We start from the raw sequence: 23,158 nt of genomic DNA on the forward strand, positions 1-23,158 counted from the left end.
TTGCTCCCCCGTCCGCGCCCGCCCGGCTGCGACGATAGGGGCGGCATCTCCCTGGACGCGGGACGACGACAGGCGGTAGCGGTATGGCGGCAACGGGCTTACGGATGGGCGTCGTCGGCGGCAGCATCGCCGGGTGCGCGATGGCGGTCGCGGGTCTGCGGGCGGGGGCCGACGTCACCGTCCACGAGCGCAGCGCGGGCGCGCTCCAGGACCGGGGGCTCGGGATCGTCATCCCGCCCTCCCTGCACAAGCGGCTGGTCGCCACGGGCTATCTCGGCGCCGCCATGCCCACCGCACCCGTGGCGACCCGCGTCTGGCTGACCCGGGCCGCCGGCGACCGCTCGGCACGCGAGTTCGCCCGGCAGCCGAGTCCGGTGACCCCCTGCAACTGGGGTCTGCTGTGGCAGGCGTTGCGCACCGCCTCCGCCGGCGCGAGCCATCACCGCGGACGCCCCGTCGTCTCCGTCGGGCGGGCACCCTCCGGCGGCGCCGTCGTCCGTACGGCACGGAGCGAGGACACCTACGACATCGTCGTGGGCGCCGACGGGCACGAATCGCTCACCCGCCGCATCCTGGCCCCGGACCTGCGGCCCACCCCCGCCGGGTACGCCGTGTGGCGCGGCACGCTCCCCCTGGACGCGCTCGCGGAGCACCGCCGGCCCCTGGAGCTGCTGCGCGGCGCCTGGGTGACGATCGGTTTCCCCGGCGGGCACGGCATCTTCTACCTGATCCCCCGGGGCGACGGCGCGGGGCCGGACGGCCGCCTGCTCGCCTACGCGATCTACGCGACCCCGCCCGGCGGGGCGCCGGGCGAGGCCGGGTACGTACGGCAGCTGGCGGAGGAGCACTTCCCCCAGGAGTGGGCCGAGATCGTGGCCCGGGGGGAGCACACCGCGATGACCTGCCACCCCGTCGCCGATCTGCACGCGCCCCTCGCCGCGGAGCACCCGTTCCTTCTCGCGGGCGACGCCGCGGGAGTGACCCGCCCGCACACGGCGAGCGGGGCGGTCAAGGCGCTGCAGGACGCCCTCTGCCTGGAGGAGGCGCTGCGGACGTCGGACTCGGCCGCCGGAGCGCTGCGGCACTACGCCCGTGAGCGCACCCCGGAGGGGGCCCGGCTGGTGGAGCTGGGCCGCAGGCTGGGCCGCGCCCAGGTGGAGAAGACCCCGGACTGGACCACGATGGACCAGAGGACGGTGGACGCGTGGTGCCGCGCCACCCTGGCGGGCACCAGCAGCTATCTCTACGCGGACGCGGACGCGGGCGCGGACACCGGCGCCGGCGCGGACTGAGGTTCCAGGCGGTCGCGGATCCCGTCGAAGTGGGTGCTCATCGCGCGCACCGCGCGCGCCCCGTCGGCGGCCGCGACCGCCTCGACGATCTCGTGGTGCTGGGCGCAGGTGACGGCCGGGTCCTGGTGGCCATCGTCCACGTCCTCGCGCACCCGGTCCATGGCCGCCCAGAACGCGTCCAGCACCTCGCTGAGCAGGTGGTTGTCGAGGGAGGCGTAGAGCGCGAGGTGGAAGGCGCGGTCGGTGGCACGGGCGACCCGGCCGTCGCGGGCGGCCTCGCTCTCCATGGTCCCGACGAGGGCCCGCAGCACGGCCAGGTCCTCGGCGGGGACCCCGGCGGTGACGGCGCCGACCAGCCCGGTCTCCAGCGCCTCGCGCACCTTCATCAGCTCCAGCAGGCCCGGCTCGCCCTGCCTGTGCCGGACGGCGGCCCGGAAGGCGAGCCCCTCGGCGAAGGGCGACAGGGAGAGTGAGCCGACGAAGGTCCCGAAGCCGCGCCGGATCTCGACGACGTTCATGGCCTGGAGCGCCTTGAGCGCCTCGCGGACCGAGACGCGTCCGGCCGTGAACAGCTCCATCAACTCGGTCTCGGTGGGCAGCGGGTCGCCCGGTCCCAGCCTGCGTTCGAGGATCAGTTCCTTGATCTTTCGCTCGATGTCCTGAGCCATGGTGGGGCGGGCCACAACGGTCCTCCTGCGGTGTCGCCGGCCGCCGGGACCTCTTGACCGGTCGCCGGGGCATCTGTTTAAGGTGAGTCCAGACATAGGACATCTTACGTCCCATGTCTCGGTCCCGTCTCCCTTTCCGGACGAAGGGCCAATGTTCCGAACGAGCTGGAGCCCCACCATGTCCTTGACCGCACCGCTGCACGGCGTCGTACCGCCGGTCTGCACCCCGCTCGACGACCGCGGGGAGGTCGACACGGCCTCCCTCACCCGGCTCGTCGGCCACCTCGTCGACGGCGGCGTGCACGGTCTGTTCGCCCTCGGCTCGACCAGCGAGGTCGCCTATCTGACCGACGACCGGCGCGCCACCGCGCTGGAGACCGTGGTCACCGCGGCCGCCGGCCGGGTCCCGGTCCTGGCCGGGGTCATCGACACGACGACCGCCCGCGTCGTCGAGCACGCGCGGACCGCGGCGGAGCTCGGCGCGGACGCCCTCGTGGCGACCGCGCCCTTCTACACCCGTACGCACCCCACGGAGATCGCCGGGCACTTCCGCAGGCTGCGCGGAACGGTCGACCTCCCGCTGTTCGCCTACGACATCCCGGTGGCCGTGCACTCCAAGCTCTCCGCCGCCCTGGTGCGCGAGCTCGCCGAGGACGGCACGCTGGCCGGTCTCAAGGACAGCAGCGGCGACGAGGGCGGGCTCCGCCGGCTGATCGTGGAGCTCGGCGGGCGCGAAGGCCGCGCACAGGGGCCGGTGCCGCACTTCAGCGTGCTGACCGGCTCCGAACTCACCGTGGACGCCGCGCTGCTGGCCGGCGCGGACGGTGTGGTGCCCGGCATCGGCAACGTGGACCCGGCCGGCTACGTCCGGCTGTACGACGCCGCGCGCGCCGGTGACTGGGAGCTCGCCGCCCGGGAGCAGGAACGCCTCATCGAGCTGTTCACCATGGTGGACGTCGGCCCGGAGCAGGACATGGGCCGCAGTTCCTCGGCCCTCGGCTCCTTCAAGCAGGCGCTGCGGCTGCTCGGTGTCATCGACGACGGTGCCACCGCCTTCCCGCAGATCCAGCTCTCCGACGCATCCGTCGCGCTGATCGCCGAGCGGCTGCGCGCCGCCGGTCTGCCGCCGGTCCGATGAGCGCGCAGGCGACCGGAACCGTGGTGATCGGCCTCGACCTCGGCGGTACGAAGATCGCCGCCGCGCTCTTCGCCGCCGACGGCACGGTGCTGGCCCGGCACACCCGGCCCACCCCCGCCCGGGACGGCTCCGCGGCGGTGCTCGACGCGCTCGCCGCGGCAGCGGCCGAGGTGGACCCCGGCCGCCTGGCCACGGTGCTCGGTATCGCCGCCGCCGGGGTCGTCGACCCCCGCAGCGGGATGGTCACCAGCGCCACCGACTCGATCAGCGGCTGGGCGGGCACCGCGCTCGGCGCGGGTCTCGCGGACCGTACGGGTCTGCCGGTGGCCTGCGACAACGACGTACGCGCCACCGCGGGGCCCGAGCTCGCCGAACTGCCGGACGGCGGCGGATCGCTGCTGTTCGCGGCGGTCGGCACGGGGGTGGGCGGTGCGCTCGCCGTCGACGGGCGGATGCTGCACGGCGCGTCCGGTATCGCCGGCCACCTCGGCCACCTCCCCAGCGCGGAGGCGGCCGGACTGCCCTGCACCTGCGGGGCCACCGGCCACCTGGAGGTCATCGCCTCAGGACCGGGCATCACCGCCCATTACGAGCGGCTCACCGGCGCCCCGGTGGACCGGCTCCAAACGGTGGCCGTCAGGGCGGCCGGCGGCGACGCCGCCGCCGTACGCGCGATCACCACCGGGGCGACCGCCGCCGGCCGGGTCCTCGGCGGCCTCGCCAACGCGCTCGGCCCGGACCGGGTCGTCGTCGGAGGCGGGGTCCCGCGGATCGGGGCGCTGTACGGCGACGCGCTCGCCGCCGCCTTCGCCGCCGAACTGATGCCTCCGCTGCGCGGGCTCGCCCCCGAGCCGCCGCGCTTCGGCCACGACGCCGCCGTACTGGGCGCCGCGGCTCTGACCACCACCCTTCCCCTCCACCACCCGGGAGCTCTCCGATGACCGCACAGGACCTGGCCGACACCCTCCGGGGCCGGCTGATCGTCTCCTGCCAGGCGCCTCCCGGCGACCCGATGCGGGAGACCGCCACCCTCGTACGCCTCGCCCTCGCGGCGGCGGCCGGCGGCGGCTCCGCGATCCGCGCCAACGAACCGGAGGTCGTCGCCGCGATCGCCGGCGCCGTGGACCTGCCGGTCATCGGCCTGTGGAAGGACGGCGACACCGGCGTCTACATCACCCCGACCGTCCGGCACGCCCTGGCGATCGTCGAGGCCGGCGCGGCCGTCGTCGCCGCCGACGCCACCGACCGGCCGCGCCCCGACGGCTCGACCTTCGCCGAGCTGGTCACCGCCGTGCACGCGGCGGGCGCCCTGGTCATGGCCGACGTCTCCACGCTCGCCGAGGGGATCGCCGCCGCCGAACAGGGGGCGGACTTCGTCTCCACCACCCTGTCCGGCTATGTGCCGGGGTCCCCGAAGCAGACCGGCCCGGATCTGGACCTTGTGACATCTCTCTCGGCCGCGGTCTCTGTACCGGTCGTCGCCGAAGGCCGAATCAATACCCCTGAGGAGGCTGCCGAGGCCCTCGCCCGCGGCGCCCACAGCGTCGTGGTCGGCACGGCCATCACCGCACCCACCGCCCTGACGTCCCGCTTCGTCGCCGGTATCGCCCGGCCCTGAGCAGCCCTCACCACGCGGGACGGCGACGCGTCGCCGTCCCGCACCATGGAGCGCACCGTGCAGAAATCCTCCCCCACGCTCCCCTGGTACCGCGAGGTGAGCGGTACGCAGTGGAAGTCCTTCTTCGCCGCCTGGATCGGTTACGTCCTCGACGGCTTCGACTTCGTCCTCATCACGCTCGTCCTCACCGAGATCGGTGACGACTTCGGACTGAGCACCGTCCAGGCGGCGAGCCTGATCTCCGGTGCCTTCATCACGCGCTGGCTGGGCGGCGCGGTCCTGGGCGCGATCGGCGACCGGTACGGCCGCAAGCTCTCCATGGTGCTGAGCATCCTGCTCTACTCGCTGGGCACCTTCGCGTGCGGCTTCGCCTGGAACTACCACAGCCTCTTCGCCGCCCGGCTCGCCATCGGCATGGGCATGGCCGGGGAGTACAGCGCCAGCGCCACGTACGTCATGGAGAGCTGGCCGGCCCGCCTGCGCAGCCGCGCCAGCGGCTTCCTGATATCCGGCTTCTCCGTCGGCTCGGTCCTCGCGGCGCAGGTCTACAACTGGGTGGTGCCGTCGCTGGGCTGGCGGTGGATGTTCTACCTGGGCCTGATCCCGATCGTGGTCGCGCTGTGGATGCGGCGGGCCCTCCCGGAGGCGGAGGAGTGGACCGCGGACGTCGCGGACCGGGGCGCCAAGCCCAACCCCTTCCGGCCGCTGTTCCGCACCCCGCGGCCGGCCCTGGTCAACACGGTCCTGATCGTGGTCGCCACCCTGGCGCTCTTCATGGTCTTCACCCCGAGCGGCGAGGGGATGGTCCCGGTCCTGTCGGTGGTCGCCGGCCTCGCCCTCGTGGCGTTCGCGGTGCAGCTGGGCGGGAGGCGCGGATGGCTGCTGTACGTCTCGATGATCGTGACGCTGTTCTTCGCGTTCCTCTATTCCTGGCCCATCCAGGCGCTGCTGCCCACGTATCTGAAGTCCGAACTGGGCTACAGCACCGACCAGGTCACCGACGTCCTCTTCTTCGCGGGCTTCGGCACCATGGCCGGCTGCTGGGGCGCGGGCTTCCTGGGCGACCGGATCGGGGCGAAGAAGGCGTACGCGCTGACGCTGCTGGCCTCGCTGGCCTTCGTCTACCCGGTCTTCGCGGTGCAGGACAACCTGCTGGTGCTCGGGTGTCTGCTGTTCCTGCTGCAGGCCACCAGCTTCGGCATCTCGGGGCTGCTGCCGCGCTACATCGGCGGGCACTTCCCCACCGCGAACCGTGGGGCCGCGCTGGGATTCACGTACAACGTGGGGGCGCTCGGCGGGGCCGTCGCGCCGGTCCTCGGGGCGCACCTGGCGTCCGGGATGGAGCTGGGGCAGGCACTGGCGGTGCTGACCTTCGCGGGGACGGTGATCGTGGTGCTGCTGGTCGGCTTCGACGTACCGGCCCGGCTGAACCGGCTGACGGACCCCGACGCGCCGAGGGACCATCTGGCCGCGCCGTCCGAGGCGGCGCGGGCCGAGCGGAAGGAGCCGGCGGGCCAGGATCTGGCCTGAGCTCATCCCCCGCGGTTCCGGGCCACCGGTTTCCCCTTCCCCTATGCTCTGGCCATCGCGTTCACCACGAGCAAGCCCGGAACCGCCGGAAGTGGCCTTGTCGACGACTGAACCCCGCCACCCCCGTCTCGGCGCAGCGGTCCGCACCGACCTGCGCCGGGCGGGCGTCCTCGACGTCCTCACCGACACGACCTCGCGGGCCGCCCACTCCACCGACGCCTCCCTCTACCGTGTGCCGCCGCTCCTCGTCGTCCGGCCGCGTTCGGCCGAGGAGGCGGCCGCCACGCTGGAGGTCTGCCGGCGGCGGGGGATCGCCCTCACCTCACGGGGCGCGGGGACCTCGGTGGCGGGCAACGCCGTCGGGCCGGGCGTCGTCATGGACTTCAGCCGCCACATGAACCGCGTACTGGAGATCGACCCGGCCGACCGGTCAGCGACCGTCGAACCCGGCACGGTGCACGCCACCCTGCAGAGGGCCGCCGCCGCTCACGGTCTGCGCTTCGGTCCCGACCCGTCCACCCACACCCGCTGCACGATCGGCGGGATGATCGGGAACAACGCGTGCGGCTCCCGGACACTGGCGTACGGCCGGACCTCCGACAACGTCCTCGGGCTCACCGTGCTGACGGGCACCGGCGCCGCACTCGCCCTCACCTCACCGCCCGGCCGGGTGCCGGAAGGCGCGCAGCCGGCCGCGCTGCGTCGTCTCGTCGGCGCGGGCCTTGCCACCATCCGGACCGAGTTCGGCACGTTCGGCCGCCAGGTGTCCGGGTACGCGCTGGAGCATCTCCTGCCGGAGAACGGCTTCGACGTCGCCCGGTTCCTCGTCGGCAGCGAGGGAACGCTGGCCGTGTGCACGCAGGCCACCGTCCGCCTGGTCACCGACCCGCGCCACCGCGTTCTCGTGGTGCTCGGCTATCCGGACATCGCCACGGCGGCGGACCACGCCCCCGGGGTGTCGGCGCACCGGCCGACGGCGTGCGAGGCGATCGACTCCCGCATCGTCGACGTGGTCCGGGCGCGCCACGGAGCCGGCGCCGTGCCTCCGCTGCCGGCGGGCGGGGCGTGGCTCTTCGTCGAGGTGTCGGGCGACTCCCCCGGCGAACTCACCGACAGGGCCCGCGCGGTGGCCCGCGACTGCGGCGCGCAGGACAGCCTGGTCGTCGCCGAGCCCGCCCGGGCGGCGGCACTCTGGCGCATCCGGGAGGACGGTGCGGGCCTGTCGGGACGCAGTCCGGCCGGCCTTCCGGCGCACGCGGGGTGGGAGGACTCGGCAGTCCCCCCTGCGGCGCTCGGCGACTACCTGCGTGCATTCCAGGGGCTGATGGACCGGTTCGGCGTCACCGGGCTGCCCTACGGCCACTTCGGCGACGGCTGCCTCCACATCCGGCTGGACCTGCCTCTCGACAGGCCCGGTGGCCGAGAGGTCCTGCGCGCGTTCCTCGGCGAGGCCGCCGGGCTCGTCGCCGGATACGGTGGTTCGGTCTCCGGTGAGCACGGCGACGGACGGGCCAGGAGCGAACTCCTGTCCGCCATGTACTCGCCCGAGGCTCTGGAGCTCTTCGCCGGTGTCAAGGGCGTGTTCGACCCCGGCAACATCCTGAACCCCGGCGTCCTCGTCGATCCGCGGCCCGTCGACGCCGACCTGCGGGTCCCCGCCGCGCCACCGGTGAACCGTGGGCTCGCCCTGCTGTACGAGGAGGACGGCGGCGACTTCACCCAGGCGGTGCACCGCTGCACGGGCGTCGGCAAGTGCCGGGCGGACAACACCTCCGCCGGAGGTGTGATGTGCCCCTCGTACCTGGCGACGAAGGAGGAGAAGGACTCCACCCGAGGCCGGGCCCGGGTCCTCCAGGAGATGGTCAACGGAACGCTGGTCGGCTCGGGCTGGCGGTCACCGGAGGTCCATGAGGCCCTCGACCTGTGTCTGTCGTGCAAGGGCTGCCTCTCGGACTGTCCCACGGGCGTGGACATGGCCGCTTACAGGTCCGAGGTGCTCCACCAGAGCTACCGGCACCGGATCCGCCCCGCCGTCCACTACTCCCTGGGGTGGCTTCCCCGTTGGGCGCGCCTCGCAGCGCACGCACCGGGGCTGGTCAACCGGGTGGCACGGCTTCCCGGTGTCGCCCCGCTCGCGCTGGCGGCGGCCGGCGTGGACGGCCGGCGGACCCTGCCGTCGTTGCCGCGCGAGACCTTCCGGAAGTGGTTCGAGCGGACCCGGCCCGGGCGCCGGGCGGGAGGCAGGCCCGTGCTGCTCTTCGTGGACACCTTTACCGACCACTTCTCCCCGGAGGTGGGTATCGCCACCGTCCGTGTCCTGGAGAACGCCGGGTACCGGCCGCAGATCACCCGGGAACAGCTCTGCTGCGGTCTCACCTGGATCTCCACGGGGCAGCTCGACACCGCACGCGGAGTCCTCGGAAGGACGGTCGACGTCCTGGGGGCCGCGGCGGCCCCCGGCACGCCCGTCGTCGGCATGGAGCCCTCGTGCACCGCGTCGATCCGCTCGGACTCCATGGAGCTCCTGGGCGCGGACAGGGCCCGGCCGGTCGCCGAAGCCACCCGTACCCTCGCCGAGCTGCTGGCGGCGACACCGGCCTGGGCACCGCCGGATCTGAGCGGACGCGAGGTCGTCGCCCAGCCCCACTGCCACCACCACGCGGTGATGGGATGGAACACCGACGCGGAGCTCCTGGAGTCGGCGGGTGCCACGGTCCGGCGCCTGGGCGGGTGCTGCGGGCTGGCGGGCAACTTCGGTGCCGAGAAGGGCCATTACGACGTGTCCGTCGCGGTGGCCGGACAGCAGCTCCTGCCGGCTGTACGCGCCGCACGGGAGGACACCGCTCTTCTCGCCGACGGTTACTCCTGCCGGACCCAGATCACCGATCTGACCGGCCGGACCGGCCTGCACCTGGCCGAACTCCTCGCCCGCGAGCTCCCCCGGCCCGCCCCCGACGGGAGCAGCGGCCGTCAGGGATAGAAGTGCGTCAGCGACTCCGCGACACAGGCCGGCTTCTGAGACCCTTCGAGCTCGAAGGTGAAGGCCCGGGTCATCTGCACGCCGCCCCGCGCGACCTCCGTCACCCCGGCGACGGACGCGTGCAGCCGTACGCGGCTGCCGACGGGGACGGGCGCCGGGTACCTGACCCGGTTGACCCCGTAGTTGAGCGCGCGTCCCACGCCGCGGACCTGGAGCAGCTCGCCGAACATCGGGATGCCCCAGCTCAGCACCATGTAGCCGTGGGCGATGGTGCGACCGTACGGGCCGGCGGCGGCGCGTTCGACGTCGGTGTGGATCCACTGGTGGTCCCCCGAGACGTACGCGTAGGCGTCGATCAGCTCCTGGGTGACCTCCTTCCACTCCGAGTGCCCGAGGTCGCGCCCGCCGAGGGCGAGGATCTCCGGAATGCCGTTGACGGTCAGGGGCATCGGTGGTGCTCCGTTCTGCTCGTACGGGGGTGTGGTCAGGCGGTGACGGGCGCGGTGCGGGGCGCGGCGACGGGTTCGGCGGCCTGTTCGTCGTGGTTGGGGCGCTTGAGCAGGAGGAGCATGCAGCCCAGGGTCAGCGCCACCTGGAAGACGGCGTACGCGATGACTGCGGTGATCGAGCCGGTGCGGTTGAGCAGGAACTGGCCGATGATCGGGGTCGTGCCGCCGAGCAGCGTGCCGCAGAGCTGGTAGCAGAGCGAGATGCCGGTGTAGCGCAGGTGGGCCGGGAAACGGCTGGCGAGCATGCCGGCGAGGGCCGCGTAGTACAGGCAGTGCGGGATCGTGGCGACGGCGACGCCGAGCATCGCGAGGCCGTAGTTCTCGGTGCTGATGAGGAGGAACATCACCGGCATCAGGATGAGTTCGGGCAGCAGCATCACGGTCACCGCGCGGGACCAGCTCTTCATGCGGGTGGCGATGAGGGCGCCGAAGGGCTGGACGATGATCTGGGTGACGTTGGCGACGAGGATGATCGTCAGGAACGAGCTGCGGTCGAAGTCGAGGGACGTGGTGGCCCAGGACAGGGCGAACGTCGACTTGAAGTACGTGGCCGAGAGGCCGATGGTGCAGGCGCCGATGCCGAGCACGATGAGCATGGGGTGGCTGCGCAGGACCTCGGTCAGCGGGAGCTTGACGACTTCCTTCTTCTCGATGAGCTTGGCCATCGCCGGGGACTCGGTGACCTTCAGGCGGACCAGCAGGCCGACCATGACGAGTGCGGCGGAGGCGAGGAACGGCACCCGCCAGCCCCAGGAGACGAAGGCGTCGTCGGGCAGCTGGCTGATGGCGAGGAAGCTCACGGTGGAGAGGGTGTTGCCGACGGGCGAGCCCTGCTGGGCGAACGCGCCGTACAGCACGGACTTGCCCTTGGGTGCGTGCTCGGAGGCGATCAGGACGGAGCCGCCCCACTCGCCGCCGAGGCCGATGCCCTGGATCATGCGGATGCAGACCAGCAGGATCGGGGCGGCGATGCCGATGGAGGCGTAACCGGGCAGCAGGCCGATCGCGGTGGTCGAGATGCCCATCATCAGCAGCGTGATGACGAGGGTCTTCTTGCGGCCGAGCTTGTCGCCGTAGTGGCCGAAGATGATGCCGCCGAGGGGGCGGGCGAGGAAGCCGACCCAGAAGGTGGCGAAGGCGACCAGGGTGCCTATGGGGCCCTCGAGTTCGGGGAAGAACACCTTGTCGAAGACGAGCGCTGCCGCGGTTCCGTAGATGTAGAAGTCGAACCACTCGATGGTGGAGCCGATGAAGGCTCCGAACCCTGCGCGGTTGGCGGCTTTCGTTCGCTCGCGTGCGGTGGCGGTGTTCGCACTCATGGTGGCTCCCGTGAACATCGTTGATCAAGCGGATGGGGGCACGGCTGACCCGGCGTCGCCCGGGACGCCTGGGTCGCGTGGTGGAGAGGGGACGGAGAAGGGGGCGGGGAGGGTCAGGCGGTGATGCGTTCGAAGACCGCGGCAAGGCCCTGGCCGCCGCCGATGCACATGGTCTCCAGGCCGTAGCGCGCCTCGCTGCGGTGCATCTCCCGGCTGAGCGTGGCCAGGATGCGGGCGCCGGTGGCGCCCACGGGGTGGCCGAGCGAGACGCCGGACCCGTTGACGTTGATCCGCTGCTCGTGGTCCTTCTCGCCGAGCCCCAGCTCCCGGGTGCAGGCGAGCACCTGGGCTGCGAACGCCTCGTTGATCTCGATCAGGTCGAGTTCGGCGAGGGTGAGTCCGGCGCGGCCGAGGGCCGCGTGGGTGGCCGGGACGGGGCCGATGCCCATCGTCGCGGCGGGGACACCCGCGCGGGCGAAGGAGACCAGACGGACGAGCGGGGTGAGCCCGAGCCGTTCGGCGGTGGCGGCACCGGTGACCAGGCAGGCGGCCGCCGCGTCGTTCTGCCCGCTGGCGTTGCCCGCCGTGACGGTGGCCTCCGGGTCGGACTTGGCCATGATCGGGCGCAGTGCCGCGAGTTGCTCGGCGGTGGTGTCCGGGCGGGGGTGTTCGTCGGCGGTGACGACCGTCTCGCCCTTGCGCGTCTTCACGGTGACGGGGACGGTCTCCGCGTCGTAGCGCCCTTCGTTCACGGCGCGGGCGGCGCGGGCCTGCGAGCGCAGGGCGAGGGCGTCCTGGTCGGCCCGGCTGATCCCGTACTCGCGGCGCAGGTTCTCGGCGGTCTCGATCATGCCGCCGGGCACGGGGTGGTGGATGCCGCCGGCAGTGACGCGGCCACGGGCCAGGGAGTCGTGGAGCTGGAGGCCGGGGCCTTTGATGCCCCAGCGCCCGTCGTGCGTGTAGTAGGGGGCGGCGCTCATGACGTCGACACCGCCCGCGACGACGACGTCGCTGAACCCGGCCCGGATCTGCATCGCCGCGTCGAGGACGGCCTGGAGGCCGGAACCGCAGCGGCGGTCGGTCTGGATGCCGGTGACGGTCTCGGGGAGTCCGGCGTCCAGGGCGGCGACGCGGCCGATGGCGGGGGCCTCGGACGAGGGGTAGGCGTGTCCGAGGATCACCTCGTCCACCCGGTCCGGGTCGATGCCCGTACGGGCGACGACCTCGGCGATGACGCGTGCGGCGAGCGCGGCGGGCGTCTGCTGGGCGAAGGCTCCGCCGAAACGCCCGATGGGGGTGCGCAGCGGTTCGCAGATGACGACATCGGTCTGGTCGGGCACGGCGGAACACCTTTCGGCGGCTCGGGTGTGTGGGGTGACCTTCGCACTGGACCACTGAGTCGGTCCAATATCGAGTTTCCGCACATTCAAGACGCCACACGTCTCAATCGGAGCCCCCCGGCGTGGGCAGGGCCTCCTCGGCGACCGCGAGCACCGCGCGGAGTGCGGCCGAGGGGTTGTCCGTGCGCCAGGCCAGGGCGGCCTGGCGGCGGACGGGCGGACCGGCGAGGGGCCGGTAGACCAGCCCGTTCTGCTGGATGTGGCGGACGGAGGAGACGGTGAGCGTGACGCCGACCCCCGCGGCGACGAGGGCCAGGATCGTGTACGAGTCGGGAGCCTCCTGCACCACGCGCGGGTTGAAGCCGGTGGCCTCGCAGACCTGCACCATCGCGTCACGCACCGTGGAGCCGGCGTTCGCGGGGAAGGAGACGAATGGTTCGTCCGCGAGGATCCCGATCGGGATGCTCTCCAGACGGGCGAGCGGGTGGTCGGAGGGCAGCGCGCAGAGCAGCTCCTCCTCGTCGATCACCCGGTAGGCCACCCCGGGCTGGGTGACCGGCAGCCGGACGAATCCCAGATCGAGGGAGCCGTCCGCGACCCGGGACAGGGCGACGTTGGCGTAGGTCTGGCCCTTCATGGCCAGCTCGATCCCGGGGTGGGCGGCCCGCACGGCCCGGGTCAGCAGGGGCAGCGTCTCGTGGCTGGACGCTCCCGCGAAGCCGATGGTGACCCGGCCGTACTCCCCGCGCCCCGCGGCCTTCGCGGCGCGTACCGCGAGGTCGAGGTCGTCGAGCACGGTCCTTACGGGTTCGAGGAAGGACTCCCCCGCGCTGGTGAGCCGTACCGAGCGGGTGTTGCGCTCGAAGAGCTGGACGCCGAGCTCCTTCTCCAGCTGCCGGATCTGCTGGCTGAGCGGGGGCTGCGCCATCTGGAGCCGCTTGGCGGCGCGGCCGAAGTGCAGTTCCTCGGCGACGGCGGTGAACGCGGTCAGATGACGCAGTTCCATCGGGATTCCATTCATTAACGATCAGTCTTGATCCGACCTTAATTTGGTATTGGACAGCAATCAATGGCCGCTGACACGGTAAGGGCGACCAGCACGCACTCGCCCGAGGAGCACCGTGGAGCGGACGGATACGGCCGACGGGGCCGGCAAAGTCATGTCGATGAGGGAGGCCGTCGCCTCCTTCGTGCACGACGGGGCCACCGTCAGCCTCGAAGGGTTCACCCATCTCGTCCCCACCGCCGCGGGGCACGAGATCATCCGGCAGGGCCGCAAGGACCTCACCGTCGTACGGATGACGGCGGACATCGTGGTGGACCAGATGATCGCGGCGGGCTGCGTCTCGCGGCTGGTCTCCTCCTTCGTGGGCAACTCCTCCGCCGGTTCGCTCGGCGAGCTGCGGCGCAGGATCGAGCGCGCCGACCCGGCGCCGCTGGCCTTCGAGGAGTACAGCCACTACGGGATGGTCTGCCGCTACCTCGCGGGCTCGCAGCGGCTGCCGTTCTATCCGCTGCGCAGCTACGGCGGCAGCGATCTGCCGTCCGTCAACAGCGCTCTGCGCAAGGTGACGTCGCCGTATCCCGGGCCTGACGGGGAGCCGGAGCAGATCTACGTCGTGCCGCCCGTGAACCCGGACGTGACGATCATCCACGCACAGCGGGCCGACCGCCGGGGCAACACCCAGATGTGGGGACTGACCGGCATCCAGGCCGAGGCGGTGTACGCCGCGGACAGGGCGATCGTCGTCGTCGAGGAGGTCGTCGGGGACGAGGTGGTCCGCTCGGACCCCAACCGCACACTCGTCCCGTCGCACGCCGTGGACGCCGTCGTCGTCTGCCCGCGAGGCGCGCACCCGTCCTTCGCGCAGGGCTACTACGACCGCGACAACGCCTTCTACCGGGCCTGGTCGCACATCAGCAAGGACCCCGAGCGGCTGCGGGCGTGGCTGGACGAGTGGGTGTACGGGACGGCGGACCACGCCGAGTACACCGCCAAGCTGGGCGAGGACTTCTGGGCGGGGCTCGCGGTGGGCGAGGCGCTCAGCGAACCCGTGAACTACGGGCGGCGGCTGTGAGCGCGCCGCAGGGGAAGGAACGGACCATGACCACCACCGCACCGGAGACCGTCACCTCGTCCGAGCTGCTCTCCGTCGTCGCCTCCCGCGAACTGGCCTCCCGCCGCACGGTGTTCGCCGGCATCGGGCTGCCGACGCTCGCCACCGAGCTCGCCCGTCTGACCGTCGCGCCGCGGATCGAGGTCGTGTACGAGTCCGGGGTCTGCGGGGCGCACCCCTCGCATCTGCCGGAGACCATCGCCGACGCCGTACTCATCTCGGGCGCGGAGGCCGTGCTGTCGATGCCGGCGCTCTTCGGCTGTGTGCTCCAGGGCGGCCACATCGACGTGGGCTTCCTCGGCGCCGCGCAGATCGACCGGTGGGGCAACCTCAACACCTCCGTCATCGGCGACTGGGAGAGTCCCACGGTGCGGCTCCCCGGCTCCGGCGGCGCGATCGAGGTGATGGCCAACTCCCACGAGGTGTTCGTGGTGATGCGCCGTCACAATCCGCGCTCCTTCACAAAGAGTCTGGACTTCTGCACCACTCCGGGCCCCGACCGCGCGCTCGCCGAGGGCATCAGGCCGCTGGGCGCGGGAGTCACCCGGGTCATCACCGAGCTGGGCATCCTGGCACGCGAGGGCGTCGGCGAGGAGCTGAAGCTGATCGCCGTCCACCCGGGTGTCACGGCCGGGCAGGTCCGGGAGGCGACCGGCTGGGACCTGAAGGTGGCCGACGAGGTCGGCACCGTGCCGCCGCCGACCGCCGCGGAGCTGCGGCTCCTGAGGGAGGACGTCGACCCCGGCCGCGTCTATCTTCGCTGAGGGCACCCCCGACCCCGGGGAGCACCTCCCCGATCCCCACCCCGAGAGGACCGTAACTGCCATGCGTATCAGGATCGTCGGCGCCGGAGCCATGGGACGCGGCATCGCCCAGTGGGCGGCGGCCGGCGGACACACCGTAGAGCTGTGCGACGTCCGGACCGAGGCGGTGACAGCGGCGGTCGGCTTCGTACGGTCCATGCTGGAGCGCGCGGTGGACAAGGGGCGGATGTCCGCCGGGGACCGGGACGCGGCCCTGGAGCGGCTGGTCCCGCTGGACGACCCGTGGGCGCCCGGCCCGGAGGTGGAGCTGGTCGTCGAGGCCGTTCGGGAGGACCTGGACACCAAGGCCGAGGTCTTCGGGAAGCTGGAGCGGATCCTGCCGGAGTCGGCGGTCTTCGCGACCAACACCTCCTCCCTGTCGGTGACCCGGATCGCCGCGTCGCTCCGGGACCCGGGGCGGCTCGCGGGGCTGCACTTCTTCAACCCCGTGCCGCTGATGAGGATCGTCGAGGTCGTGCCGGGCGCCGCCACCCGCCCCGGGATCCCGTCGGTTCTCACGGAGCTGGTCGAGAGCTGCGGCCACCGCGCGGTCACCGTCGCCGACACCCCCGGCTTCCTGGTCAACCACGCCGGCCGGGGGCTCGTGACCGAGGCCCTGGCGCTGCTGGAGGAGTCCGTCGCCGACCCGGCCGGCATCGACCGGATCGCACGGGACGTCCTGGGGCTGCGCATGGGCCCCTTCGAACTGATGGATCTCACCGGCCTCGATGTCACGGCTGCCGTGATCGACTCGATCTGGCAGGGCTTCCGCCACGAGGACCGCCTCCGCCCGTCCTACCTGACGCCGAACCGGGTGACCGCCGGCCTGCACGGCCGCAAGACCGGGCAGGGCTGGTTCGCCTACGGCCCCGAGGCACCCGCCCCGGCGCCGGAGGCGCCGGTGACGGGTGACGCGGACCGGCCGGTGTTCGTCGCGGGCGGTGAGGGTGCGGAGGGTCTGCGGACCGCGCTGTCCGAAGCCGGGGCGGCGGTGGAGAGCGGCGCCGGGCCGTCCGACCGCGCCCTGGTCCTCGTCCCGGTCTGGGGCACGACGGTGGCTGCCGCGGTCGCCTCCCTGGGCCTCCCCGCCGCACGCGCCTTCGGCGTCGACCCACTGGCTCCGGCGGGCCGCCGGCGGGTGCTCGCGGTGACGCCGGCGTCCGATCCCTCCGCCGCGCGGGACGCCCGCGCGGTACTGGCCCGCGCGGCGGACGGCGAGGCCCCCTGGGCCGTGTCGGTCGTGCGGGACACCGCGGGCTCGGTGGCGCAGCGGCTGCTCGCGTCGGTGGTGTCGGTCGCCGCTTCGATCGCGGAACGCTCGCTGGCCACCCCGGCGGACATCGACCTCGCCGTCACGACGGGCCTCGGCTACCCGGCGGGGCCGCTGGCCTGGGGCGACCGGGTCGGCGCCGCGCGGATGCTGGAGCTCCAGCGGTCCCTGCACGCCACGACCGGCGACCCGCGCCACCGGCCGACCCGCTGGCTCACCGAGCGAGCCCAGCTGGGGCTGGCACTGACGGACCCGGGCACCACGCCGGCCGACTGCGCCTGAACCGTGCGCCGGGGCCGTGACCGTTTCGTACAAGACCTGGTCACGGCCCCCGCCGTACGGTCGTTCCATGACTCCACGACTCGACGCGATCTCCGTCGTCACGGCCGACATGGCCGCATCGCTCGCCTTCTACCGGAGGCTCGGGCTCGACATCCCCGCCGGGGCCGAATCGGCCCCCCATGTCGAAGTGGCCCTTCCGGGCGGGCAGCGCCTGCTGTGGGACACCGAGGACGTCATCCGCTCGTTCGACCCCGGCTGGACGGCTCCGAAGGGCGGTGAGCGCCTCGGTCTCGCCTTCCTCTGCGACAGCCCGGCGGAGGTCGACGCGGTGTACGCCGAACTGACCGCCGCCGGTTACGAGAGCGGCCTGGAGCCCTGGGACGCCGTCTGGGGCCAGCGTTACGCGGTCGTCCTCGACCCGGACGGCTGCGGGGTCTCGCTGTTCGCCGCCAACCCGTCGTAACCGGTCGCGGCCAGATAGCGGCCGAGGGTCGTGCCGGCCAGGTCCCGCATCTCCCGGGCCAGGTGCGCCTGGTCCGTGCAGCCCGCCGCGTACGCGGCCTCGGCGTACGGCGTTCCCGCCCGTACGAGGTCCAGGGCGCGCTGCAGCCTGAGGACCCTGGCCAGCGTCTTGGGGCCGTAGCCGAACGCGGCCAGCGAGCGCCGGTGCAGCTGGCGGGCGCCGAGCCCGACCGCATGCGCGGTGGCGGCGACCGAACGCCCCTGCCGCAGCTGTGCGGCGACGGCCACCGTGAGCGGGTCCGGGGGCCCGGTGCCGGCGGCCCGGCGCAGGGCGATGTCCTCCAGCGCGGCGGCCGGGTCCTCGGCCTCGCCGGTCCGCTCGGTGAGCCCGCGGACCTCGGGGCCCGGCCAGAGGGCGTCGAGCGCGACCCGCCGGTCGCGGAGCTCGTGCGCCGGGACGCCCAGCAGCGCGGGTGCCGTGCCGGGGGCGAAGCGGATGCCCGCGCAGCTGCCGGAGAGCGCCGCGGCGGGGGTGAACGCGTGGGTGTCGGGGCCCGCCACCAGCAGCCGCCCGCCGGCCCACAGCAGGTCCATGCAGCCGTCGGGCAGGACGGGCCGCGAGGGTTCGCGCGGCCCGGACCAGGTCCACAGGACCGCGCCGCCGAAGCGCGATGCCCGCTCCTCGTACCGTGCGTCCATGGTCACCAGGCTAGGGCCTCCCTCAGGGGGAGTCCTTGTCCCGGTTCCCGTGCAGGCGGGACTTCACGTCGTCCGGGGGCAGGAAGCGTGACCAGCGTTCGGGGAATTCGGACGGCATCGACACGTCCTCCTCGTCGTCCTCGTCTGCGTACGCGTCCCAGCTCGCCGCCCGTGCCACGAGTTCCGCGGCCTGGGCGGCCTTGATCCGGTCACTGGCGGCGCGGGCCGCGGCGGTGGCGAGCGAGGGCCAGACGCGGTCGATCGCCGCGTTCACGGCGGCGCCCACGAGTACGGCGAACGCGGAGATTCCTATCCAGAGGAGGACGGCGATGGGCGCGGCCAACGAGCCGTAGATGGTGGGCCCTTCGACCGTGCTCGTCAGGTAGATCCGCAGCAGGAAGCTTCCCACCACCCACATCGCGAGCGCCACGAGCGCCCCCGGCACGTCCTCTATCCACGGCGAACGGACGGGGACGGACACGTGGTAGAGCGTCGTCAGGAACGCGATGGAGAGCAGTATCACGAGCGGCCAGTACATGACCGCGAGCACCTCGGTGCCCCAGGGGACGAACTCCACCACCCGGTCGGGACCGACCACCAGCAGCGGCAGCACCACCGCGCCCAGCAACAGCGCGACCACGTACAGCAGGAACGCCAGCAGACGGGTCTTGACGATGCCGCGGTGGCCGTCGAGCCCGTACATCACGGTGATGGTGTCGATGAAGACGTTCACCGCGCGCGAGCCCGACCAGAGCGCGATCGCGAAACCGAGGGAGATGACGTCGGGGCGCGCGCCCGTGGTCACGTCGGCTATGAGGGGCTCGGCGATCTCCTTGACGCCCCGCTCGGAGAGCACCGTCTGCACCGCGCCCAGGATGTTGCGCTCGATGGAGGCGACCGTGGTGGTGGACGTCCAGTCGTCGACGTAGCCGAGCAGCCCGATCAGGCCGAGCAGCAGCGGCGGCAGGGACAGCAGGGTGAAGAACGCCGCCTCGGCCGCGAGGCCCAGGATGCGGTACTCGATGCACGAATTGACCGTGTCCTTGAGCAACTGCCATGCCATCTGCCGCTTCGAGACGTTGCGGTAGAGGACTCGAGCCCGGTGGAGCCGACCCGGTGGCCGCTCGGGTGTTTCATTTGCTGCCTGCACCTCCTTACCGTATCGGCATGGCACCTAGCACCCACACAGTGACCAACCAGGTTCCGCCGCTGGTCGGCTATGACGTCTTCACGGCCGACCGGGCGCTGACCGAGGCCGTCGAGCGGCATCTCGCGCCCGGGATCCTCGACGAGGCCCGGGAGGAGCTCAGCGGTCTCGGCCGGTCCGCCGGCTCGTTCCAGGCCCAGGAGTGGGGTGCGCAGGCCAACGAGAACCCGCCGAAGCTGCGCACGCACGACCGCTACGGGCACCGCGTCGACGAGGTCGACTTCCACCCCGCCTGGCACCGGCTGCTGGGGCACGCGGTCACGGCCGGGCTGACGGACGCCTGGGGAAGGCAGGGCGGCCATGTCCGGCGCGCCGCCGGTTTCCTGGTCTGGACGCAGGCCGAGGCGGGCCACGGGTGCCCGCTGTCGATGACGCACGCGGCGGTCCCTGCGCTGCGGACCGACCCCGCGCTGGCCGCGGAGTGGGAGCCGCTGCTGACGTCGCACGTGTACGAGGAGGGGCTGCGGCCCGCGTCGCAGAAGGCCGGTGTGCTCTTCGGGATGGGCATGACGGAGAAGCAGGGCGGCACCGACGTGCGGTCCAACACCACCCGGGCCGAGCCGCTGGCCGGCGACGGGGAGTATCTGCTCACCGGCCACAAGTGGTTCTGCTCGGCGCCCATGTCGGACGGCTTCCTGGTGCTGGCGCAGGCGCCGGGCGGGCTCAGCTGCTTCCTCGTACCGCGGGTCCTGCCGGACGGTGAGCGCAACGTCTTCGCGATCCAGCGCCTCAAGGACAAGCTGGGCAACAGGTCCAACGCCTCCAGCGAGGTCGAGTTCGACGGGACGTGGGCCCGCCGGGTCGGCGAGGAGGGGCGGGGGGTGCGCACCATCATCGAGATGGTGGCGGCGACCCGGCTGGACTGCGTGGTCGGTTCGGCGGCTCTGATGCGCCAGGCGGTGGCGCAGGCGGTCCACCACAGCGCCCACCGGAGCGCGTTCGGCGGACTGCTGATCGAGAAGCCGCTGATGCGCAACGTACTGGCCGACCTGGCCCTGGAGTCGGAGGCGGCGACGACGCTGGCGCTGCGGCTGGCCGCCGCCTACGACGCGGACACGGAGGAGGAGCGGGCGTTCCTGCGGATCGCGGTGCCCGCGGCCAAGTACTGGGTGACGAAACGGTGCACGGCGGTGGTCGGGGAGGCCCTGGAATGCCTCGGCGGCAACGGTTACGTCGAGGAGTCCGGGATGCCGCGGCTGTTGCGGGAGGCACCGCTCAACTCGATCTGGGAGGGCTCGGGCAACGTACAGGCCCTCGATGTGCTGCGGGCGCTGCAGCGTGAGCCGCAGGCGCTCAACGCCTTCCTCCAGGAGGTCGGGAAGGCGCGGGGCGCGGACCACCGGCTGGACGCGGCGATCAAGGACCTGCTGACGGAGCTGGCCGACCTGGACGCCGTCGAGGCACGTGCCCGGCGGCTGGTGGAGCGGATGGCCCTGGTGCTGCAGGGCTCGCTGCTGCTGCGCTGGGCGCCGCCGGAGGTCGCGGACGCGTTCTGCGCGTCACGGCTGGGCGGGGACTGGGGGTCGGCCTTCGGGACGTTGCCGCACAGTCTGGATCTGGCCACGGTCGTGGAGCGGGCGCGGGCGCGCGAGAGGTAGGCCCCATGCAGGAACGGTGACAAACGACGGAGGGTGGTGCTGCGCCGACACGGCACCACCCTCCACGCTTGTGCCGCACCGCACGGCGGGTCGAGGACTCCCCGCACGGCGCTCCGTCACTCTCGTACGGTCTGCGGCCCGGTCACCAGAGTTGCAAAGGGTTGCAACCATTGCGCGGAGTACGAGCCACCGGGCACCCTGCACGGCAGGATGTGTCCTTTGGGCCGGGTTTCTCTCTTCCCGACCGGGCCCACGCTTTGTTGGGGGGACCGTCATGGAAACAGACCCTGTCGCTCGACCGCGGCCGGAGAACGCCTCGTACCCGGCGCTCACCGAGCAGCAGGTCCACCGCGCACGGGAGGCCCGGCTGACGGGCGAGCGTACGGCGGCGGTCCCGCGCGCGGAGATCGGCGCGTCCTGGGACCGTGTGCTGCGCTGTGGCATCGACCCCGAACAGTCGCCGGAGAGCAGGCTGCTGGAGACCGACGAGATCGAGCACCGGCGCAGGAGCACGGCGCTCGGCGAGATCATGCCCGTCCTGCGGGACGGGCTGGCCACGATCGCGGACGCCGCGCAGCAGATCATGGTCGTCACCGACACCGAGGGCAGGATCCTGTGGCGTCAGGGGCACGCGGCCGTGATGCGCCGGGCGAAGGACATCTGCCTGGAGGAGGGTGCGGCCTGGGACGAGGCGGCGACGGGCACGAACGCCATCGGTACGGCTCTCGCCACGCGCACGCCCGTCCAGGTCCACTCCGCCGAGCACTTCGTCCGCGCCCTGCACACCTGGACCTGCGCGGCGGCCCCGGTGCGCGACCCCAGGGACGGCCGGCTGATGGGCATCGTCGACATCAGCGGGCCCGCCTCCACCTTTCATCCCGCGACGCTGGCGCTGGTGGGTTCGGTGGCGGCGCTGGCGGAGAGCGAGCTGCGCGGCCGGCATCTGGTGGCGATCGAGCGGCTGCGCTCGGTGGCCGCGCCGCTCCTGTGCCGGCTGGGCGGCCGGGCGCTGGTGGTCGACGTGCACGGCTGGCTGGCCGCCGTCAGCGGGATGCCGCCCGTGGACCGGCTGCCGCTGCCGAAGTCGCTGCAGCCGGGCACGGTGTGGCTGGCCGCGCTCGGGATGTGCCGGGTGGAGCCGCTGCCCGGCGGCTGGCTGGTCCAGGTCGCGGAGGGGGCGCACGACCGCTCACCGCGCCGGGTGGTGCTCGACCTGAGCCGGGAGCGGGGGCTCACGGTCCATGTGTCGGGCCCCGTGGGCAGCTGGACGCACCCGCTCTCGCCGCGCCACGCGGAGCTGCTGTACGCCCTGGCCCTGCACCGGGAGGGGCGTACCGCGGCCGAGCTGGCCGAGGACGTCTTCGGTGACTCCTCCAGGACAGTGACGGTGCGGGCCGAGATATCCCGGATGCGCCGCCATCTCGCGGAGGTGCTGACCCATCGGCCGTACCGCTTCCGCGAAGGCGTCGAGGTGGAGGTGGTCCATCCGGACGTCCCGGCCGATCTGCTGCCGCGTTCGACGGCTCCGGTGGTGCTCAGGGCGCGTATGCCCGCGGGGACGCTCTGAGCCGGACCGGGTTTGGCGGGAAACCGCGGTCGTGGTTTTCTGGCCGCCATGAGCGACTCCACACACTCGGCCCCCGCCGTTTCCGACGTGACCGTCTGGTATCTGGAACAGACGTCGCCCGCCGACCTCAGCCCCGCCGCCCTCCCCGCGGACGGAGTGACGGTCGCACGCTCGGAGATACCGCTGCCGGAGTTCAGCCGCTTCCTCTACACGGCGGTGGGCGCGGACGTCCGGTGGACCGACCGGCTGGACCACAGCTACGCGCAGTGGCGGGAGATCGTCGAGCGCCCGGCGGCCGAGACCTGGGTGGCGTACGAGAAGGGGACCCCGGCCGGGTTCATCGAGCTCGACGCCCAGGAGGACGGGGCCGTCGAGATCGTCTACTTCGGTCTGATCCCTTCCTTCCGGGGCCGCCGGATCGGCGGGCACCTGCTGTCGTACGGCGTGGCGCGCGCCTGGGACCTCGCGGAGCGCCACCCGGAGCGGGCCCCCACCAAGAGGGTGTGGCTGCACACGTGCTCCGACGACGGCCCGCACGCGATGGACAACTATCTGCGGCGGGGGTTCCGGCTGTTCGACACGAGGATTGAGCAGGAGCTCCAGGTCGCCCACCCCGGCCCCTGGCCCGGCGCGCACGCCTGATCGCGCGCGGCGTCACACCCCGGATCGCACGCCGGATCGCACGCCATCATGTCGCTTTGTCGACAGTGAGGGCGTGACCGACGCCACAGCGTCTCATTCCTCGGGACCATCTCGTCC

At 72.7% G+C, this 23,158-nt stretch carries 20 protein-coding genes; 13 read left to right on the top strand and 7 right to left on the bottom strand.

The genetic code is table 11. The annotated features are described in order from the left end of the window. Window positions 1-83 precede the first annotated feature (83 nt). On the top strand, window positions 84-1,292 hold the full coding sequence (locus AB0P41_RS07055; RefSeq protein ID WP_365930600.1) for an FAD-dependent monooxygenase: 1,209 nt from the start codon (window positions 84-86) through the stop codon (window positions 1,290-1,292). On the opposite strand, the gene AB0P41_RS07060 is transcribed toward AB0P41_RS07055, so the two are convergent. Then, window positions 1,244-1,975 (bottom strand): FCD domain-containing protein, encoded by a 732-nt coding sequence (locus AB0P41_RS07060; RefSeq protein ID WP_365930601.1) that lies wholly within the window; start codon window positions 1,973-1,975, stop codon window positions 1,244-1,246. The two genes, AB0P41_RS07055 and AB0P41_RS07060, sit on opposite strands and share 49 nt — an antisense overlap. 163 nt (window positions 1,976-2,138) lie before the next feature. Here AB0P41_RS07060 and AB0P41_RS07065 point away from each other — a divergent pair, with 163 nt between their 5' ends. The 5 genes from AB0P41_RS07065 to AB0P41_RS07085 all read left to right on the top strand — a co-directional run bounded on the left by AB0P41_RS07065 (window position 2,139) and on the right by AB0P41_RS07085 (window position 9,226). Further along, complete coding sequence (locus AB0P41_RS07065; RefSeq protein ID WP_365930603.1) at window positions 2,139-3,098, top strand: dihydrodipicolinate synthase family protein; 960 nt, start codon at window positions 2,139-2,141, stop codon at window positions 3,096-3,098. Further along, complete coding sequence (locus tag AB0P41_RS07070) at window positions 3,095-4,039, top strand: ROK family protein (protein WP_365930605.1); 945 nt, start codon at window positions 3,095-3,097, stop codon at window positions 4,037-4,039. The genes AB0P41_RS07065 and AB0P41_RS07070 overlap by 4 nt, the downstream gene beginning before the upstream one ends. Beyond that, window positions 4,036-4,716 carry a putative N-acetylmannosamine-6-phosphate 2-epimerase gene (locus tag AB0P41_RS07075; RefSeq protein WP_365930607.1) on the top strand — a complete coding sequence of 227 codons (681 nt, stop codon included), beginning with the start codon at window positions 4,036-4,038 and terminating at the stop codon, window positions 4,714-4,716. The genes AB0P41_RS07070 and AB0P41_RS07075 overlap by 4 nt, the downstream gene beginning before the upstream one ends. Before the next feature lie 45 nt (window positions 4,717-4,761). Continuing rightward, a complete protein-coding gene (locus tag AB0P41_RS07080) occupies window positions 4,762-6,246 on the top strand; it encodes a sialate:H+ symport family MFS transporter (protein ID WP_365930608.1) in 1,485 nt (494 codons plus the stop codon). A gap of 97 nt (window positions 6,247-6,343) precedes the next feature. Next, window positions 6,344-9,226: an FAD-linked oxidase C-terminal domain-containing protein gene (locus tag AB0P41_RS07085; protein ID WP_365930610.1), complete on the top strand. Its 2,883-nt coding sequence runs from the start codon at window positions 6,344-6,346 to the stop codon at window positions 9,224-9,226. Here AB0P41_RS07085 and AB0P41_RS07090 read toward each other — a convergent pair. The 4 genes from AB0P41_RS07090 to AB0P41_RS07105 form a co-directional block, all read right to left on the bottom strand. Further along, entirely contained in the window at window positions 9,217-9,675 is a 459-nt protein-coding gene (locus AB0P41_RS07090; protein WP_356713943.1) for a MaoC family dehydratase, read from the bottom strand. The two genes, AB0P41_RS07085 and AB0P41_RS07090, sit on opposite strands and share 10 nt — an antisense overlap. A 35-nt stretch (window positions 9,676-9,710) precedes the next feature. Then, a complete protein-coding gene (locus tag AB0P41_RS07095) occupies window positions 9,711-11,054 on the bottom strand; it encodes an MFS transporter (protein WP_365930612.1) in 1,344 nt (447 codons plus the stop codon). Window positions 11,055-11,167: 113 nt separating this feature from the next. Beyond that, the gene (locus AB0P41_RS07100; RefSeq protein WP_365930614.1) at window positions 11,168-12,394 is read right to left on the bottom strand and encodes an acetyl-CoA C-acetyltransferase; all 1,227 of its coding nucleotides are present in this window, start codon (window positions 12,392-12,394) and stop codon (window positions 11,168-11,170) included. Between the two features lie 103 nt (window positions 12,395-12,497). After that, on the bottom strand, window positions 12,498-13,400 hold the full coding sequence (locus tag AB0P41_RS07105) for a LysR family transcriptional regulator (protein WP_356713946.1): 903 nt from the start codon (window positions 13,398-13,400) through the stop codon (window positions 12,498-12,500). A 154-nt stretch (window positions 13,401-13,554) separates the two neighbouring features. Between AB0P41_RS07105 and AB0P41_RS07110 the strand changes: the two genes are divergently transcribed. The 4 genes from AB0P41_RS07110 to AB0P41_RS07125 all read left to right on the top strand — a co-directional run bounded on the left by AB0P41_RS07110 (window position 13,555) and on the right by AB0P41_RS07125 (window position 17,329). Next, the gene (locus tag AB0P41_RS07110) at window positions 13,555-14,472 is read left to right on the top strand and encodes a CoA-transferase (RefSeq protein WP_356714047.1); all 918 of its coding nucleotides are present in this window, start codon (window positions 13,555-13,557) and stop codon (window positions 14,470-14,472) included. 26 nt (window positions 14,473-14,498) lie between these two features. Further along, window positions 14,499-15,275, top strand: coding sequence for a CoA-transferase (locus AB0P41_RS07115; protein WP_365930616.1), 777 nt, complete (start codon window positions 14,499-14,501; stop codon window positions 15,273-15,275). A 61-nt stretch (window positions 15,276-15,336) separates the two neighbouring features. Further along, entirely contained in the window at window positions 15,337-16,866 is a 1,530-nt protein-coding gene (locus AB0P41_RS07120; RefSeq protein WP_365930617.1) for a 3-hydroxyacyl-CoA dehydrogenase, read from the top strand. A gap of 67 nt (window positions 16,867-16,933) precedes the next feature. Beyond that, the gene (locus AB0P41_RS07125) at window positions 16,934-17,329 is read left to right on the top strand and encodes a VOC family protein (protein WP_104784578.1); all 396 of its coding nucleotides are present in this window, start codon (window positions 16,934-16,936) and stop codon (window positions 17,327-17,329) included. Here the strand turns inward: AB0P41_RS07125 and AB0P41_RS07130 are convergent. Continuing rightward, window positions 17,266-18,027: a DUF6597 domain-containing transcriptional factor gene (locus tag AB0P41_RS07130; RefSeq protein ID WP_365930620.1), complete on the bottom strand. Its 762-nt coding sequence runs from the start codon at window positions 18,025-18,027 to the stop codon at window positions 17,266-17,268. The genes AB0P41_RS07125 and AB0P41_RS07130 overlap by 64 nt on opposite strands. 22 nt (window positions 18,028-18,049) lie before the next feature. Next, window positions 18,050-19,177, bottom strand: coding sequence for a YihY/virulence factor BrkB family protein (locus tag AB0P41_RS07135; RefSeq protein ID WP_356713950.1), 1,128 nt, complete (start codon window positions 19,175-19,177; stop codon window positions 18,050-18,052). Between the two features lie 17 nt (window positions 19,178-19,194). Here AB0P41_RS07135 and AB0P41_RS07140 point away from each other — a divergent pair, with 17 nt between their 5' ends. From AB0P41_RS07140 to AB0P41_RS07150, 3 genes are all read left to right on the top strand, one after another. After that, window positions 19,195-20,832 carry an acyl-CoA dehydrogenase family protein gene (locus tag AB0P41_RS07140; protein ID WP_365930622.1) on the top strand — a complete coding sequence of 546 codons (1,638 nt, stop codon included), beginning with the start codon at window positions 19,195-19,197 and terminating at the stop codon, window positions 20,830-20,832. 274 nt (window positions 20,833-21,106) lie between these two features. Further along, the gene (locus AB0P41_RS07145; protein ID WP_356713952.1) at window positions 21,107-22,399 is read left to right on the top strand and encodes a GAF domain-containing protein; all 1,293 of its coding nucleotides are present in this window, start codon (window positions 21,107-21,109) and stop codon (window positions 22,397-22,399) included. Between the two features lie 48 nt (window positions 22,400-22,447). After that, window positions 22,448-23,041 carry a GNAT family N-acetyltransferase gene (locus tag AB0P41_RS07150; protein WP_365930624.1) on the top strand — a complete coding sequence of 198 codons (594 nt, stop codon included), beginning with the start codon at window positions 22,448-22,450 and terminating at the stop codon, window positions 23,039-23,041. Window positions 23,042-23,158: the final 117 nt, after the last annotated feature.

The sequence above is a fragment of the Streptomyces sp. NPDC079167 genome (genome assembly GCF_040686735.1).
Lineage (GTDB): Bacteria > Actinomycetota > Actinomycetes > Streptomycetales > Streptomycetaceae > Streptomyces.

Coding starts and splice junctions, on each gene's coding strand:
- AB0P41_RS07130 (WP_365930620.1), bottom strand. CDS start 18,027: ATGGACGCACGGTACGAGGAGCGGGCATCGCGCTTCGGCGGCGCGGTC.
- AB0P41_RS07125 (WP_104784578.1), top strand. CDS start 16,934: ATGACTCCACGACTCGACGCGATCTCCGTCGTCACGGCCGACATGGCC.
- AB0P41_RS07095 (WP_365930612.1), bottom strand. CDS start 11,054: ATGAGTGCGAACACCGCCACCGCACGCGAGCGAACGAAAGCCGCCAAC.
- AB0P41_RS07055 (WP_365930600.1), top strand. CDS start 84: ATGGCGGCAACGGGCTTACGGATGGGCGTCGTCGGCGGCAGCATCGCC.
- AB0P41_RS07070 (WP_365930605.1), top strand. CDS start 3,095: ATGAGCGCGCAGGCGACCGGAACCGTGGTGATCGGCCTCGACCTCGGC.
- AB0P41_RS07120 (WP_365930617.1), top strand. CDS start 15,337: ATGCGTATCAGGATCGTCGGCGCCGGAGCCATGGGACGCGGCATCGCC.
- AB0P41_RS07075 (WP_365930607.1), top strand. CDS start 4,036: ATGACCGCACAGGACCTGGCCGACACCCTCCGGGGCCGGCTGATCGTC.
- AB0P41_RS07150 (WP_365930624.1), top strand. CDS start 22,448: ATGAGCGACTCCACACACTCGGCCCCCGCCGTTTCCGACGTGACCGTC.
- AB0P41_RS07105 (WP_356713946.1), bottom strand. CDS start 13,400: ATGGAACTGCGTCATCTGACCGCGTTCACCGCCGTCGCCGAGGAACTG.
- AB0P41_RS07115 (WP_365930616.1), top strand. CDS start 14,499: ATGACCACCACCGCACCGGAGACCGTCACCTCGTCCGAGCTGCTCTCC.
- AB0P41_RS07065 (WP_365930603.1), top strand. CDS start 2,139: ATGTCCTTGACCGCACCGCTGCACGGCGTCGTACCGCCGGTCTGCACC.
- AB0P41_RS07110 (WP_356714047.1), top strand. CDS start 13,555: ATGTCGATGAGGGAGGCCGTCGCCTCCTTCGTGCACGACGGGGCCACC.
- AB0P41_RS07080 (WP_365930608.1), top strand. CDS start 4,762: ATGGAGCGCACCGTGCAGAAATCCTCCCCCACGCTCCCCTGGTACCGC.
- AB0P41_RS07140 (WP_365930622.1), top strand. CDS start 19,195: ATGGCACCTAGCACCCACACAGTGACCAACCAGGTTCCGCCGCTGGTC.
- AB0P41_RS07090 (WP_356713943.1), bottom strand. CDS start 9,675: ATGCCCCTGACCGTCAACGGCATTCCGGAGATCCTCGCCCTCGGCGGG.
- AB0P41_RS07145 (WP_356713952.1), top strand. CDS start 21,107: ATGGAAACAGACCCTGTCGCTCGACCGCGGCCGGAGAACGCCTCGTAC.